Raw genomic sequence first — 18,250 nt, forward strand, 5'->3', positions numbered from 1 at the left:
TTTTAGATCTGTATTTTTTTGAGATTTTAAATTGAATAAAGTTAGAAGAAGTATATTTTTTTAATTTATTTAGGAGGAAAATAGAAATGAAAAGAAAGTTGCTTAAAATTATGTTGTTTTTAATAACAACGGTGTATGCTTTAGGGGCAATAACTATAAACAAAGAAGCAAGTATATCAGAATATATACCTGGAGAAGTTTTTACCTATACTATAAGGATAGAAAATAATGATTCTGTAGAAGTAAGAAATTTAACAGTAAATGATGATATGAGTAGTTTACCTCTTATAGAAAAATCTGCGTCTGTAGATGAAGGAATAAATAGTAGTGGAGGAGTCTACAGCTTTAATAGTAAAAAGTTTAAGGCATCAAATGTTAGTGTTGGACCAAATAGTTATGTAGAATATAGTTTGGAGGTTGAATTAGACATTGACGCTAATGGAGATATTACTAACATCTCTAAAGTCATAGGTACAGGGATTTCTGAAAGTTCTAATGTAGTTGTAAAAGAATTGGATCAAGGTACTGCCATTGGTTTAACTAAAACTTCTCCAACAACTGAATATGACAATGGGGAGAAAATAGAATATGAAGTTAAGGTAAGTAATAATAGCGAGAAAATTATTGAAAATATTCAAATCTTTGATGATCTATCTACTTTAGGATTTAGTAATGTTGATGTCACTGTATCTACTACAGGAGTAGGAACAGATCCTAAGCTTTTAGATGGAAATTTATCAAGTATGAAATTAGATATTCCAGATGCAGTAATAGGACCAAATGGGACTATAAGTTACATTATTAGTGGAAGAGTTGATGATACTCAATCTTCTGATATTATAAATGAGGCTAGAATAACAATAGATGGAACTGATAAAACAGCATCAGTATCTCATACAAGGGTTATTTATAACTATAATCTTATAAAAAGTGTTGATAAAACAAAGTATAGCCCAAGGGAGCCTTTAGAATATACTTTAAGGCTGGAAAATAATGAAGCAAATAGAGTAAGGGGTTTAGACATATCTGACCTTTTATCAACTATTGCAGCTTCTAGTACAACAGGTAGCAATGAATTGGCTTTTAATATGCCTAACACTATAGTTCGTGCAAATGTAAGTTCAGGATCTAATTCTGGATTATCTAGCAATCCACTTACTGGAGATCTAGTAGCTACTGCTGCTGAGCTAGCTCCTAATGGATGGATAGAATACACTATTTCAACTAAAGTTAATGATAATATTTTAGGAGAGATAAAAAATACAGCTACCATTATTGAAACTACTAGAGATGACAATGTTAAAATCAGTAATGAAGTTATTGTTGAATCTGAAGATGCAAATATATCAGTGAGTAAAGTTGTAGACAAAAGTGAAGATTATCTTCCAGAAGATATTTTGACTTACACTATAAAGGTAGAAAATAATGGTAATGGATATGGAGAAGAATTTGAAGTTAGAGACCTTATAAGTGATATTGAAAGTTTGCTAGCTAATGAAAATACAAATTATTTTAATTCTACTGATATATCTGATGGAAACCCATTTGAAGTAGGATCTATAGAGCTTACACATCTTGGGGCTAATAGTGTTTCTAAAAACTATGTTCTTGGAAGTGAGCAAATAATTAAGGACCTAGTTGATAGTGTCTATATTGGACCTGGTGAATACTTAGAATATGAAATAAGGGTTCCTACTAATCCTAGTGCTATAGGAGAGATTGTTAATGAAGTAGAGATAAGTTCACCTGACGGAGACGGTAATTTCCCGAAAACTGCGGCTGCTAGTACTACTCCTATGGAGTTAGGAGGAGAAAGTGATGTAGAGATTATAAAACAAATAGTCCCTGCTACTCAAAAAGAGTATAGCCCTGGTGATGAACTAACTTATGATATCCTTGTAACTAATAAGAATACAGATCATTTTATCAATGATTTCAATTTAAAAGAGATTATAAGTAATATAGAAACGGACCTTTTGGATATTGATATAAATAGTCCAACTTATGGCCAAAATATTAAAGGGGCGGCTTTTGAGTCTTGGACTTTTACCACTATTGATCCTACTAACTCAGTCAATGGAACTAAGCCAGGAGTAGATGTAATAACTAACAGAGATGTTGATATTAATTTAGATATAGCACCTGGTGAATCGATAAAATATCGATTAAAGGCTAAGGTAAAGAAGAATGCTGTTGGAAAAATAATTGATAAAGGTTCTAATGGTGACAATGTCATAGAAGTAGGTGAAGGTGTGGTAATATCTTCTATTAAATTAGGAATTGTAAAAACTGTAAATAAGACTAATTATGCTCCTAATGAAGAGATGACATATGATATTATTATAAAAAATACAGGAAAAGGGTATGCTCAAAATATAGAAGTTTTAGATTTGTTATCAGAAATTGTTTCTGATACAGGGGTAAAAGCTTATACTAGTTGGGAAGTAACTTCAAAGTTAGAAAAAGTTGGTCCTGGAGCAGTAGCTAGTGGACATTCGGGAATTATAAGTGAGCCATTGCTGTCTCCTGATAATATAGACCCAAATGGACCTAACATGAAAGTAGCTCAAATAGGCCCGAACACAATGATAACATACACTATTAAAGCTGTTATAAATTGTGAAGCTACTGGAAAGATAAAAAATAGGGCAACAGTAGGTGGATTATTAGTAGCTGATAAAGGGATTGTGCCTAACCCACCGAACTTAAAAGCAACGAAAACAGTAGATATTGGTAGTTATGCTTCTACTGATGGATCTGATGTCTTAAAATATACAATTATATTAAATAATATAGATGGTGGATATATAGATGAGATAAATATAGAAGATGATCTAACTAATATGGAAGTTCAGTTATTAAATGGTAGTAAGGTTAGAGGTATTTTTTCATCATATACTTTGGAAACTGTAAATGTTGGAGGTTGTGAAAGTACAGGAACCTCAACTCGAGGACCGATATCATTTGATGGTGTATTAAATGAAACAACTACTTTAAGTGGAAACCAAGCACTTAAGTATATTATTAGGGCTACCTTGAAAAAAGATTATCCAATAGATCTTATACCCTATGGGTCAATAAAAAACACAGGAACTGTAGCTCCTAAAAATGGTTCAACTATAAATATTGATGCTATAACTGCACCTAAGCAACCTAATTTAGCCATAGTAAAATCCACAACAAATCTTAATTTTGTACCTGGTCAAATAGTTAATTATGATATTCGTGTAGATAATAATGGGAATGGATATGCTAATGACGCTCGTGTTACTGATGTTTTTAATAATACCCAATTTGAATATTGGACTATAACAACTAAAACAGATGGAGATAAAGGAACAAGTGGATATAGAGGTAGTAATGCTGATGTTAATAATCGTATTCCAAGTGGTCAAAACATCCAAAATATGGATGTATTAGCAGATATAAAACCTGGTGGATTTGTAGAATATCATATTGAAGCATTAGTGAAATCGACGGTTTTACCTAGCGAAATGATCTCAAATCTTGCTAATGTACACGACACTCAAAGTGGGAACGACTATTCTTCTTCTGTTGAGTTAGATGGTACAAACGATGGTCTATATATTACTAAAGTTGCTGATAAATTTAATTATATCCCAGGAGAACCTCTTGGTTATACTATAACAATTTTTAATACTACAAATGATCCAATAGATTTTAAAGCTTCAGGTTATACAGTTAGCGATAAATTTAGTGGTATTAAAATAAATTTAGCTAATGATGGGAGAAATCCCTATGTAGATATTTCTGCTGGAGATCCTTTTGACGAGATTAATTGGATAGGAGAAGATGGGAGAACAGGTAGTGGAGATATCGACGATCAACCAACGATTCCTGCAAATGGGAGCTATCAATACAATATTGCAACTGAAGTTAGCAATCGTGTTTTACATGGAAAAATAGAAAATGAAGTTTTTTTAATCAATAGCAATAACAATAAATTTGCAAGAGCTTCTGTAGAACTTAATGGAGGCGGAAATTATGGGGGATTGACTAGAACAGTTGATAAACAAGAATATATTCCTGGTCAGAACTTAACTTATACGATAGTAGTTAGAGGCGGCGAAAACGGATATGCAAATAATATAAATCTCTTAGAAGAAATCAGTAAAATTCAAGTTAAACTAATGGATGGAACTAGTGGACCTGTATTTGGAGATATAAATGGAGCAACCTCTGAATATACTTGGACATTAGATGTTGATGCTAAAAATTCAGGAACAAGTAATCCTTCTAAACCTGCTGATAATACAGATATAATTAATGAGATTCTAGATGTAGCTCCAGAAGATACGATTACCTATACTGTTACAGGGAGAATAAGACCTGATGCAAATGGAGACATAAGCTATAAAGGTCTTGTAACCAAGCAACACAGATATAATTTAGATATAAAAAAAACAACTGATAAATCAGTATATATACCTGGTGAAAATATGACATTTATAATTGATATAAAAAATAATAGTAATGGAAATGCAGGTCAGATACCTATAAGAGATATTATCTCTGATATTAAAGTTCCCCTTTCTGATGGAACTACTGGAGATGCTTTTGACCCAATGGCTTGGACAATTACAACAGAAAAATCAGGGGAATTTATTGATTATGTAGATTTTGGTACTGTTCAGGATAATACAGATATCATAACTAAATTCAATCTACCTGTAAATACCGAAATAAAATATAAGATTACAGCTAGAGTTAACCCAAAAGCTATTGGGGGCATTCTTAATACAGCATTTATTGATGGAGATCAAGTAGGAATTGGAGTAGGAACTGCCAGACCAGGATTGGAGATGAGTAAAGAAGTTAGCAAGTATTACGATAGAAATGGAGAGACTGAAATAACAGGAGGTTATAAACCTGGAGGATACATTGAGTATTTATTAACTCTAAAAAATCAAGGAGATGGGGTTATAAATGATATTCCTTTAGGTGACCTTATAAGTCAAATTAAAACTAATAGGATAGATGGGGCTAACCTTCAAGCTTTTTCTAGTTGGGATATTACAGAGACTCATACTGGAGGAGATGTTACTGTTCCGGGTCAAGGGTTTAATTATCCTATAGAAGATAAAGACATACTTGAAACACCTGGAGATGGAGTTCATATGATAATAGACATAGCTTCTAAAAGTGAAATAATCTTTAAGATAAAAGCCAAGGTAGATGAAAGAGCAATTGGGGATATAGAAAATATTGCAACAAGTGAAACTTTATTAGAAAAAAGTGGTGTATCTGAGATGAAGGAAGAAGATATAACTATTATTAAGGAAGCAGTTGAAATAGATGGAACAACTCCTAAGATAACTTATAAACCTGGAGATGAATTTAAATATATTATAAGAGTAGAAAATAATGGAAGTGGAACCTCTGTTGGTGCAACTCCAAGTTTTAAAGATCTATTAGGAGATGTAGTAGTGGAAACACCTGGGAAACCACATCTAAGGGAAGAAGCATTTGTTAGTTGGGATGTTACTGCTACAAAGGGAAATAATCAGAGTATTAGCATAGGAAATGGTAGCAGCTATAATGATAATGTTACATCTTTAGGGGATTTTGTACCTATAAGTAATCTAGATATTGAAAATAATAATATCTTTTTAGCCTCTGGAGGTTGGATTGAATATGTAGTTACTGCAATAATTAGAGATGATGCGATGACGTCTATTACTAACATAGGGACTTATCTCTCAAAAGAAAAAACTATTAGTGATACTGCTGTATTAAGCCCCTTAGCTCCTAAAATGGAAGTAGAGAAAAAAATTGTTTCTGTAGATGGAATACCTTGGAGAGTTGACCTGCCTTATAAACCAGGAGGAGAAATTATCTACGAAATCAAAGTTACTAATATAGGGGAATCTTTTGGAAATGACATTTTACTAGAAGATAACTTAAGTTCTATAAGGACTAATATAACAGGGAATAGTACAGATACAGCATTTGAATCTTGGGAAATAACAGATGATGGTGGAACTAATGCACTTACATTTATTCACCCTTATAATAATGCAACTGATCTTAATGCTAAAATAGATATAGCACCTAGTGATACTATAAAATTTTATATTAAAGCTCAAATAAGAGAAAAGTTGATTGGGGCTATACCAGAGAATATTGCTACTGTTAAAGATGGAAATATTGCTTTAGATGAAGATGTAACAGAGGTAATCTATCCTAATGATCCTAATCTTATTTTTCATAAGGAGATAAGTAGCGATGGAATTAGTTATGGGACAGGAGATGTAGATTATATCCCTTCTAATAATCTTTATTATAAGATTATATTAGAAAATACTGGTCTAGGATATGGTGTAAAAATAGGTGTGGAAGATATATTAAAAAATGTTCTAGATAGTAAGGGAAATTCTGCTTTTAATAGTGCATATACAAAAGTTGTAATCACTGATAAAGATGGAAATATAACTCCAGGCTCTACAGATGGGAAAACTTATGTTTCTAATTTTGGAAATAATATTAATGGATTTAATGCAGAGGTAGATATAGAACCTGGAGCAAAGGTAGAATTTATTGTAGATGCAAAGGTTAAAAATACGGCTTTAGGAAATATAAAAAATAAAGCTACTATAGATGGTATAAAAACAAATGAAGTAATAGCACATTTAGCTAAATCTACTATTGAATCAACTAAAATAGGAAGTAATTATTATGGACCAGGAAATCCAATATCATATACTTTAACAGTTGAAAATAGTGGTTCTTCTACAGCTCAAGATATTATTTTAAATGAGATTATAAGTGGGATAAAAGTTAAGACTGTAGGAGGGGAAGAAAAACCAGCATTTAAATCTGGATGGAGTATCACAACTTTTTTATCTGATAGTGATAGTAACAGTGATATATCATTAATACCGTCAACTGGAGATATAAAGGATATACCAATTACTTTAGGAACAGGAGATAGAGTAACTATTACTATAGATGCAATTGTTATAGATGATGCTGTAGGTGATATAAATAATGAATTTCTAACTAATTATGATGGAACTGAGATCTCTAAAGAATGGGATATATTACATTCAAATGGTGATGTTCTTATAGTTAAAACACCAGTTGTAGATAGAAATAGTGTAACAAGGGATAGTAATTATACACCTGGAATGGAAAAAACTTTCTTAATAGAAGTAAAAAATATTGGGGATGGATATGCTTTAGGAGTAGATATTTCAGATAAACTTATGGAAATAAAGACTTTAGGAGGAGGTAATTTTATTGGGGCCTCAGTTCATGAGGTAGATGCTTTTAGAGAAACTAGCACTGATATTCCTATAGAAGTAAGATACAACTCTAAAAATAATTCTTTAGAAACAAAACCTGTTGGAATTCCAAATGAAATACTTGGATTTGAAGGAATAGTAAATATTGCACCTAAGGATACTTTTCAAATATGGATTACTGTTAAACTAAATGAAGAAGCTATGAAAGAAATAGATACAGATGTAGTTGTTAAATTTGATCCTAGTATTAATAGGGGGACAAAGGCTGCTACAGAATTAGTTGCATCAACTAAAATTTATTCTGTAAAAGATAATATAAAGATGAGAAAAGAGATAAGTATTGATGGAAATAGTTATGGAACTAATAATGTTGTTTATTATCCAGAAGAAACTATATACTATCGAATTATTGCTGATAACACTACAGGATTAGGATGGGCTGATGATATACAGATATTAGATAAGATAAGGGAAATTGAAACGGATATTTCAGGTGGAGGAAGAGGTCCTGCATTTGACCTTTCTAGTATTAAAATAACTGAACTAAATACAGGAACATCAAGTTATAGTCAAATAGATGTTTCAGATAAAAATTTAAACGGAATTTTTGATTTAAGGCCTGGAGAAAGCATAATATTTGAAGTAGAAGCTACCATTAGTGATAATGCTATAGGAAGAATAGACAATATAGCAAAGTTTAAAAATCAAAATACAGGATATGATACTAATGTGGTAACTGCAATTCCTAAAGGTGTTAATTTAAAAAATATATTTATAACAAAAGAAGAAAGTACAGATGGTAGTACTTATAGTAACACTAAGATGGAGTATCTACCTGGAGGGGAAAGTTATTACAAAATAACCGTAGAGAATAAAAATCCCTCCTTTGTTCATGAGTTAGAAATTAAGGATATTATAGGGGATATTATGGTAGATAGTTCAGATATAAGTGGGACTGTTAAAGCATTTAACTCTATTTCAGTAGTACCTATAATAAATGCTCCAAGTAAAGTAGTAGGAACGCCTGATTATTCAAAAGGAATAGATCTAACTTTAGATTTAGCTCCTAATGACAAAGTTGAATTTATTATTAGTTCTACTATTGCTGACACTGCTATAGGAGAGATTAAGAATATTGCAGTTATTGATTATAGTACTGGTACTCAAATAAAAAACTCTAATGAAGTAATTTTTGAGCCGACACCTGCTGAGATCACTATAGAAAAGACTACAACTACACCTTTAGCTATACCTGGAAAAAATATAGAATATGAAGTCCTTATAAAAAATAAAGGTGGTTTAGCTAATGACCTTAAGTTTATAGATGATCTTTCATCTATTGAAGGATTATTATCAGATACTAACCTTAGAGGACATGTATTTGAGAGTATTAGTGCTAGTGTAATTAGTGCAACAGGTGCTACACCTAGGATACCAGCATTGGATATAACTAGAAATAGAGTTACAAGTACATTTGATTTAAAGTCAAATGGAGAAGTAAAAATTAAGATTATAGGTAAATTAAAAGATACGGTAGTTCATGGAATAAATGTAGATCCTAGTGATAGAAGTATTATTAATACTGCAACTTTTGAATTTACTAAATATAATGAACTAACTCCTACAATAGGAGAATCTACTATATCAGTACCTGTAGCTACCGCAGATATGAAGATAGATAAAATTGCTATAGTTGATCCTAATTTAGGTGGATATACCCCAGGGGAAGATGTTGAGTTCAGGATTAAAATATTTAATAATGGTGATGGAATAGGGGATAAATTTCATATCTTAGATGAATTAAATAAGATCACAGTAGATGCTGTAGATGGAAATAAAGAGTTAGCATTTAACAAGTGGACTATTAGTGTGGTAAATGGGGGAGCTCCCCAATAACTTATATTCCAAGCTTTGATCCAACTCAAAATTTGGATATAGATATTGATCTTGCACCGAAAGATGAAGTGGAATTTAAGATTATTGCAACTGTTATCCCTGAAGCTTATGGAGAATTAAAAAACACTGTGACAGGAACCTATGATCAAAGTAAACATAATGATGGCACTGATGCTTTAGAAATTACTGATACTGATAGTTTTCAACCATCTAGATCAGAAGTACATATTGAAAAAACAGTAGATAAAGTTACTTTCGCACCTGGGGAAGAGATTACATACACTATTAAAGTATGGAATGTTGGACCAGGGCCAGCTCATAAAGTTAAGTTTGAGGATATACTTCCTCAGGCACTTACAACTAATGGAAATGGTGATGCATTTGATCCTGCTACAAGTAAGGTTATCAAAGTAGAATTATTTAATAATGCCAGCGAAAACAAACCACTTAGTAATATTGGAAATGCTTTTACTTCGGAACTAGAGTTACCTAGAGATGGATATGCAATCTATACTATTGCAAGTAATGTTTCTTTAGACGTAGTTGGTAAGATAGATAACATTGCGGAATTTAGTTATACCGATAATGATGGAACTGATAAAGAGGGGACGGCTAATGCTGAATCTAACCCAGCTAATGCAAAACTTAATATCATTAAGACTGTTGATACAAGTGAATTTGTTGCAGGGAAAGATCTAACTTATGTAGTAACAATATCAAACACAGGTTTGGGAATTGCAAATGATGTTAAAGTTACAGATTTAATTTTGGATATTGAAAATGAATCTATAAGTGGAGACTCTATTAAAGCTTTTGACAGTGTAGTTATTACAGACAATAGTAGTTCTTTAAACCCTATAAGTAATATAGAATCATATGACCCCAATAAAAATTTAGATACTCTAGTTGATATTGCTCCTAATGATAGCATTATATTTACTTTAGTAGGTACTACTAATAAAATTATAGGGGCAGATATAACAAATAGAGCTGATTATATCTTTACTAACAATGATGGAAATAAAAATACTGGATTTGCAGAAGTAAGCTCCAAAATAAAACTTAATGAAGGTATGTTACAACTGAGTAAACGTGCGTTAAAAAAGGATGTTGAGAAAGGTCAAGTAGTAGAATATGAGATTATAGTTAATAACCCTACAGACGTTTATTTTACTAATGTAGCTGTAGAAGATAAAACACCTGCGGGATTTACTTATGTGGAGAATACAACTGAAATTACTTTAAGTACAGATGGAAAATTTGGTAATAATGATGATCGAGATGTTTCAGATGAACCAATTATAGGAAATACATTAGGCTTTACAGCTGTAAATATAGCTCCTAAAGAAAATCTTCGTATAAGGTATCTACTGCGTGCTAGTATTGGAACTACTTTTGGTAAATATGTAAATACTGCACATGCTGTATCTGGTGGGAAGGTTGTATCAAACTATGATTCAGCAGATGTAGAAGTTATTCCAGATGCATTGTTTGATACGGCAACTATTATAGGAAAAGTATTTGAAGATATAAATGGAGATGGATATCAAGCAGATGCAACTGCTAAAAGGATTAAATTAATAAGTTCAATAGATCCTACAAACTATATTCTAAATAGTACAACTTTAACTATTGGCGATAAAACAACAAAAATTAAAGATAAAAGTTCACCTTTAGTTAGAGGTATTACTATAGGAAAACTTCGTGGTGTTTCTAGGAATAGAAAAATAAAAGAGCCTAATAAAGCTATTATAAGATATGAAACAATAACTTCTACCTGGGAACCTCTAAAGGTTACCAGTAAAGATGGAACAACTATTCTTATAGATAGTAATGGGAAGGCAAAAGCTTCTCATAAAGGCGATTTAAAAGAAGGACTGGCTAGAGAAAACCTAAAAATCACAAGAAATATATATGCACAAAAAGGATCTCCAAATTATCTCCAAGAAATTGTGGTGGAAAACTTTGGTATTTATGAGGATGGGATCCCTGGGATAAGGTTAATTACTTTAGGAGGAGTAGTTATAACTACTGATGAATTTGGTCGTTACCATGTGCCGGATGAGTGGGTTACTAAAAAAACAGGTTCAAATTTTCTAGTAAAAGTTGATAGAGATAGTCTGCCTCAAGGGATGAGAGTTATTAGTGAAAATCCTAGAGTAAAGAGAATAACTCCTAATGGACTTAATAAATTTAATTTTAGTATCCAAAGGGAATTGGATGATTTTAATATCAAAGATACAAATAAAATCAGAAAGGTAAGGAGTAAAGAAAATGGCTAATACAAAAAAAATAATAATACTAATAGCTTCATTACTTTCTGTAGCAGCTTTAGGTGTAGAAACTCCTACGAACGAAGTAGAAAATTTAGAGTTAATAAGAAGTGAAGAGATGGAAATAGATAATAAAATGGGGATGCAAACAGATAACACTAGAGTTTATCTAAATGAAGGGGCTATATGGGCAACTAGAGATATAAATACAATTGAACCTGATATGAAAATAACAGTAAACAATGAAGCAGTAGTAGAAAGTGGAAATCTTAAACAAGAAATGAATTTTAGTGTGAAAACTAACTATGGATACTATGTAAAAAAGTGGGAATTAGCTATCTATCGTGGTGATGATATTAATCTTATGGCACCAATAAAAACAATTACAGGTGATGAACTACATAATAATATGGATATAAAGTGGGATGGAATAGCTGAAGACTATGAGCTAAAGGGAGGGAGACAACTCCTCTTTAGGTTAGTATCATGGGATGCAGAAGGAAATATGGATATTACCACTACAGGAGTAGTAGATCTAGTAAAAAAAGAAACAGATTTTACTATGGAAAATTTTGGAGAATTAGAAGATGACAAAAGAACATTTGGACAAGCAAAACTAATGCGTCATAATATTCCCGTGAATTCGGGAATGGTTAGATTTCATGGAACTAACCTAGTAGGAGTTGATAAAGTTATTATTGGACAAGAAGAATATACTATCGAAAAAGAAACACTTTTTGCGGAAGAATATCTTCCTACCGATAGATACTTTATTCCTGTAGAAGTAGTCTATGATAATGAAGAAACTCAAGAGTATGAAATTTATGTTGAAATTCCGGAAAAATATTTTGTTCAGACTGGATTAGTAGATATGTATGTAGGTAAAAATTATGTCACTTCAAATAAAGAAGTTCTTAGTGTAGATTCTGAATATGATGGAGATATTTATAACCGTGGAAGGTTAGCATATTTTGGAATGGGAAAATTTAGTGATAAATTAAGAGTAACTGCACAGATGGATACCCGGGAAAATAATATAAAAGACTTGTTTAAAGATATATACAAAAGTGATAGCTATAATATTTTTGAAAGGGTAGATGATGACGATAGATATTACCCTACTTATGGTGATGAATCGACTATTCGTCGTGAAGTAAATACTCAAGGAAAACTATATCTTAGTGTAGATTATGATAAATCAAGATATTTATGGGGGAACTATAATACTGGTTTAACTGCTACAGAATTTAGTCAATATAACAGGAGTTTATATGGTGCTAAGGCTGACTATAGAACACGTAAGACTACTAGCTATGGAGAAGATAAATTAAATTTAGTTGGATTTGTCTCTGAACCAAATTTACTTTCTTCCCATGATGAATTTTTAGGAACAGGTGGAAGTCTATATTTTCTAAAACATGGAGATATAGCTGCTGGTAGTGACAAAGTAGCAATAAAATTAGTTAATAAAACTACTAAAGTCACTGAGGATATAATCTATATCCAAGAGGGTAAAGACTATGAAATAGATAATTATCAAGGACGTATTATCTTAACTAGACCATTATCTGATATTTCTTCTGATTCTTTTGGATCTATCATACAAAACAATCCTAGAGATGGCTATGAAAATTATTTAGTTGTGGATTATGAATATATTCCAGATGACTCTGATTCTATGGACAATTTAACGTTTGGAGGACGTGGAAAAGGATGGGTCAATGATTATATTGGAATAGGTGGGACCTATGTCAATGAAGAAAAAGATGCTCAAGATTACCAAATGATGGGAACTGATCTTACTTTAAGAGCCACTGAAGGGACATATTTAACAGCTGAATACAGTAAGTCAGAGGGAACTCAAGTTGATAGTAATTTTGTATCTTTTGATGGAGGACTAAATTTCAAAGAGATATCAAATTCTAATGTTAAAGATAAAGATGGAGAAGCATTTAGAGTAGCAGGAGTATTTAGTTTTTATGATCTAAGCCCAGAACTATTTAGTCCATATGGAAATGATATTAAAGTTTGGTATCAAAACAAAGATGCAGAGTATTCATATGCTTCTAAAGATGATAATCTTTCTTGGGAGAGCTATGGGACAGAAATTAGGTATCGTCCTAATAATAGCTTGCAATTTAAGTCGCGTTATCTTTCTACAATAGAAAGAGATATAAATGAAAAAAAAGTTACAGATACTGAAGAAGTTCAAGTTCAAGGAGAGTATGCTATTACCGATAAATTAAAAGTAGGAGCAGAGGCCAAACATATTCAAGAATTGGAAAATGATAAATTGGGTAAAGGTAATCTTGTAGGTGGAATGGTTGAGTATGAATTTACAGAGGATACGAAGCTATATGTAAAAGCTCAAACAACTGTAAGCTCTAATGATGATTATAGTGATAATGATCTATATACTATTGGAGGAGAAACAGAGATCAACGATAAATTAAAGTTAACTGGAGAATATAGCACTGGTGATCGTGGGTATTCAGCAGATGCTACAGCTGATTATAGTTTATATGACGACTACGATATTTATTTAGGATATGTATTGGAAGAGATGGAAGATTCTGATAAAAATAATGTGACCTTTGGGCAAAGAGCTAGCCTTACTAAGAAAGTGGATATTTATCAAGAAAATCAATTTGTGGATGAAAATAACGGTAAGGGAAGAACAGATTCCTATGGAATAGATTATGAATATATTGAAGATTATAAAATAGGAGCAGCTTTGCAAACAGGGGAGTTAAAAAAAGATAATGAAGAAGATGTTCGTAGAAGAGCTATTAGCTTATATCAAAGTGCTGAAATCTCAAAATTAACTCTAAAGAATAAGATTGAATTTAGACAAGATAAGGGAGATGAAAAGGTAAACCAATGGGTAACTACCAATAGCTTTAAATATAAGTGGACCAATGAATATACAATTGTAGGAAAATTAAATTATTCTAGGACAGATAATAAAACTACGTCTAAAAAGGAAGCTGAATTTACAGAAGGCAATTTGGGACTAGCTTATAGGCCTATATACAACGATAAATTGAATTTTCTTACTAGATATACCTATTTACAAGATCAAGAAAAGGAAAGTGACCGTGATATAGATTATTCCGATGAAAAGAGTCATATTTTTGAATTTGAAACAATTTATTCATATAATGCTAGATGGGATTTAGGATTGAAATTAGCAGGAAAGGATAAAAGTGAAATAATTGAGAGGGCCTCTGGAAATAATATTAAGATGAGGACGCAGATCTACCTGGTAGGGATGAAATCAACTTATCATATTATTAAAAATTGGGATATATTTTCTGAATATCATTGGAAATTTGATCAATATGAAAATGCTTTAGAGCAAGGTGCACTTATAAGCGTCAATAGACATTTGGGAAACAACCTTAAAGTTGGATTAGGTTATAATTTTTCTAGTTTTGAAGATGATCTTCGTTATGATGACTATGATGCAAACGGTTGGTTTATTAATATTGTGGGTAAATTTTAAAAAGGTGGTTAATACATGAAAAAACTTTTTTTATTAGTTATGGTTCTTACACTTATTTCTTGTGCTGAACCAAACTATAGAGAAGATAAAAAAATTGTAATCAGAAAAATTCCAAGGGTAATCTTAAAACTTACTCTTAATGCAGGGGCTAATTTTGATTTTGATAAGTCAGTCCTTCTAAATAAAGATATTCCTAAATTAAATGAATTTATAGACAAAATTAAAGAATTAGAAGGAACTTTAATTATAATTGGGCATACTGATACAAATGGTAGTTATGAATATAATAATAAACTTTCTATGAGAAGAGCTAAGGCTGTAGAGAACTATATGGAGGAAAGGTTAGACTTTGATAAATATCAATTAGAAGTCCGTGGAAAAGGGGAACAAGAGCCTATTTATAAACCTGAAAAATCAATTCCTGAAATGGCAGCTAATCGACGTGTAGAAATTACATTTATAGAAACGAATAAATAATTCACTTATCCTAAAATGTCTATAGAAAGGTAAGAATATTAAAGAGTTGTCTATTATGAAAACAGATATAAAAAAATAGATATATGAAGTTATTTTAAAATTTACTTTTAAAGTAACTTTTTATTATTCTAAATAATGTAATTAAAATTAGGAGGCATTATGTCGATAGAAGATTTTAAAAAAATGAGAACTCTATATGAAAAAGGAAAGTATACAGTGGTGCTATTAAATATAGATCATGTCATAAATAGAATGGGAAAAGACTTAACGGAAGAAGAAGTTACAGAATTATCTAAATTGTATTTTTTAAAAAGTGAGGTATTAAATGCTATGGGAAATCCAAATGAAGCCTTAGAGATGGTTAAAGTTTCTTACCATTACAAAAAAGGTATAGAGAATACATCTTTTTTAGCATATTTAAATAATAGTTTAGGCAATTATGAAGAATCCATTAAATATTTAGAGGAAGTTTCAAAAAAAGGAAGAGATGATGAGTGGATACACAGTGAAAAAGGGTCTACATTAAATGCGCTGGGAAGATCAAAAGAGGCTTTAGAAAATTTATTGAGAGCCAAAGAACTTGGGCGAAAGGATCCCTGGATCTTTAATGAATTGGGAACAACCTATCGAATACTTCAAAGAAAAAAAGATTCGCTAGATATCTTGTATAAGGGGTTGGAAATTTCAGGTGGTTGGAATAAAGAGATAATACAAAATATAGGAATAATACTATACGAATTAAAAGATTATAAACAATCTTTAAGGTGGCTGTCTAAAATCGAAATATTAAATGAGAATGAAAGTTCTATAATAATAGAATATTTAATAAAAAATAATATTGAATTAGAAAAGTTTCAACAAGTAGAAGACCTTATATCAGATCTAAAAAATATTGATTTTATTATTTATCTTGGGGATTATCTTCTCCATAAAAATTTGCAGCAGGTTTATTTTAATTGTCTAGAATCAATTAAAGAAAAAAAATCATTATTTTTAGCTAAAATAAAAATAGAACAATGTAGAGCATTAGAAATATTAGAATCTGATAATATAGACAATGAAACCATATTAGCAAAAGCTAAGGAAGCTTTACTCTGTTGTGAACAATATGTTGGTAATAATCCAGGAGCAGAAAATGAGCTGTGTTATGAGATAGGGTTTTGTTTGACACGGTTAAAAAGGTATTGTGAAGGTTGGAATTATCTTGTGAATGCTAAAATAATCTCTACAAATGAAAAAGAGGTTCAAAAGATAGATGAAGAACTTATAAAAAATCTAAATAATCACGTAAAAGATTCAAAAGAGAGGATAAAAAAAAATCAATTAACACCAACACTACTATATGAACTTGGTTTTGCCCTGATAAGATTAGGAAGACAAGAGGAAGGTTTAGAATATCTATTGAAGGCAGAAAAACAAGGTAATGATAGTTATGATAATTATAGTGAAATAATTTGTACTTTTTATAATTTAGAAAAATATACTGAAACACTTGAGTATATAAAAAAAGTAGATTTAAAGGATATGAGTGAAAACAATTTTAATTTACATATATTTTTTATGGATATAATTGGACAGTCATTTTTTGAGCTAAAACTCTATCAAGAAGCTATAGTGGTATTTGAGACGTTAATCTCTTTAAGCTCCCAAAATAACCCTAAACTCTTGATGAATTTAGGAGACTGCTACAGAGAAGTCGAGAGATACCAAGATTCTATGAAATGTTTTCTAAAAGCTAAAAAATTAGCAAAAACGGATTTAGAATTGGAATTAATAACAGAGTCTATTGTGTGGAATATAAGAGAAAAAGAAAAAGCTAGGAAACCTAATTTAAAAAAAATATAATAATAGAAGAACTTAAAATAAAAAAATTGAATATTCGGGTAAAATTCAAAAATTAGAGAATGAAATAAAAAAAGGAGACTAAATATCTCCTTTTTTTATTTTAAAACCTACTAAAGCAAAGGAATATAAATAGTTTTTTCAAATTTTATATTTTAACATAAACACAAAAAAAAAACAATTCATATGAGTGATGTTCTAAAATAGAAAATTCATTATAATATAAATTATTTAACTTACATTACAACAAAGGGGGAAGGGCCTGACCAGCCTCTGGAGAGGAATAGTACTTAGAAAAAACAGGAGGATAGAGATAAAATATTAACTTACCTAAACAAGTAAGGATAAACTAGTCAAGAGGTATCATTATTATGTGGCTAGTAAATTAAATGGAGGTGTATATCATGGCCATTGAAGAAATTTATAATGAAATTTATATAAGTATGCAAATCTCAAAAAATAAGGGGATCAAAATGGTTCTAAATAATAGCCTTGAGAGTGTTTTATTTGTTGTTGTTGGTGAAGATGAAGTAGCTTTAAATTCTGATGATAAAGGTTGCTATATCTATAGAACAGGGGTCCACATAGATGAGTTAATAAAAAAGATTATATTGGAAAAGGGAAATAGAGAGAAAATTAAATTACGAAATTTTTTTTTGATTAGCCATATTAAAATATGGGGGGAATGTCCAATACTTTAATATAGCTGAAAATTAAAAAGAATTAAAAGCTCTTTTCAATTGAAGAATGGTTTTTAAGGTATGTATAACAGTAAATTCAAAATTATAACTTTTTGAGAGCTAATAAAATTTTATTTTTTCAATTTTAGTGGAATCAGGACAACACTTTAAAAAAGACTACAAAGGGGGGAGAGATGACAGGTAAATTAGAGAAAGAGCTGAAAAGATTTTTAAAAAGAAGATAATAGGTAGTAAAAAAGGTTTCTGCATTAGCAGAGACCTTTTTTTGAAGGCTGAGCCTTCACCCAGAAA

Annotated in this window: 6 protein-coding genes; all 6 read left to right on the forward strand. The window is 30.8% G+C overall.

The features are described 5' to 3' along the window. Positions 1-86: 86 nt before the first annotated feature. The 6 genes from NRK67_03980 (at position 87) to NRK67_04005 (ending at position 17,959) form a co-directional block, all read left to right on the forward strand. The gene (locus NRK67_03980; GenBank protein UUV17072.1) at positions 87-9,161 is read left to right on the forward strand and encodes a DUF11 domain-containing protein; all 9,075 of its coding nucleotides are present in this window, start codon (positions 87-89) and stop codon (positions 9,159-9,161) included. A gap of 32 nt (positions 9,162-9,193) precedes the next feature. Further along, the gene (locus NRK67_03985) at positions 9,194-11,443 is read left to right on the forward strand and encodes a DUF11 domain-containing protein (protein ID UUV17073.1); all 2,250 of its coding nucleotides are present in this window, start codon (positions 9,194-9,196) and stop codon (positions 11,441-11,443) included. Beyond that, positions 11,436-14,939, forward strand: a complete 3,504-nt coding sequence (locus NRK67_03990) for a hypothetical protein (GenBank protein ID UUV17074.1) — start codon at positions 11,436-11,438, stop codon at positions 14,937-14,939. The genes NRK67_03985 and NRK67_03990 overlap by 8 nt, the downstream gene beginning before the upstream one ends. Positions 14,940-14,954: 15 nt before the next feature. Beyond that, positions 14,955-15,416, forward strand: coding sequence for an OmpA family protein (locus NRK67_03995; protein UUV17075.1), 462 nt, complete (start codon positions 14,955-14,957; stop codon positions 15,414-15,416). A gap of 159 nt (positions 15,417-15,575) precedes the next feature. Beyond that, positions 15,576-17,261 (forward strand): hypothetical protein, encoded by a 1,686-nt coding sequence (locus NRK67_04000; GenBank protein ID UUV17076.1) that lies wholly within the window; start codon positions 15,576-15,578, stop codon positions 17,259-17,261. Between the two features lie 401 nt (positions 17,262-17,662). Next, positions 17,663-17,959 (forward strand): hypothetical protein, encoded by a 297-nt coding sequence (locus NRK67_04005; GenBank protein UUV17077.1) that lies wholly within the window; start codon positions 17,663-17,665, stop codon positions 17,957-17,959. Positions 17,960-18,250: the final 291 nt, after the last annotated feature.

Source organism: Fusobacteria bacterium ZRK30 (assembly GCA_024628785.1).
In the GTDB taxonomy this organism is placed as follows: domain Bacteria; phylum Fusobacteriota; class Fusobacteriia; order Fusobacteriales; family Fusobacteriaceae; genus Psychrilyobacter.

Coding starts and splice junctions, on each gene's coding strand:
- NRK67_03980 (UUV17072.1), top strand. CDS start 87: ATGAAAAGAAAGTTGCTTAAAATTATGTTGTTTTTAATAACAACGGTG.
- NRK67_03990 (UUV17074.1), top strand. CDS start 11,436: ATGGCTAATACAAAAAAAATAATAATACTAATAGCTTCATTACTTTCT.
- NRK67_03995 (UUV17075.1), top strand. CDS start 14,955: ATGAAAAAACTTTTTTTATTAGTTATGGTTCTTACACTTATTTCTTGT.
- NRK67_04000 (UUV17076.1), top strand. CDS start 15,576: ATGTCGATAGAAGATTTTAAAAAAATGAGAACTCTATATGAAAAAGGA.
- NRK67_04005 (UUV17077.1), top strand. CDS start 17,663: ATGGCCATTGAAGAAATTTATAATGAAATTTATATAAGTATGCAAATC.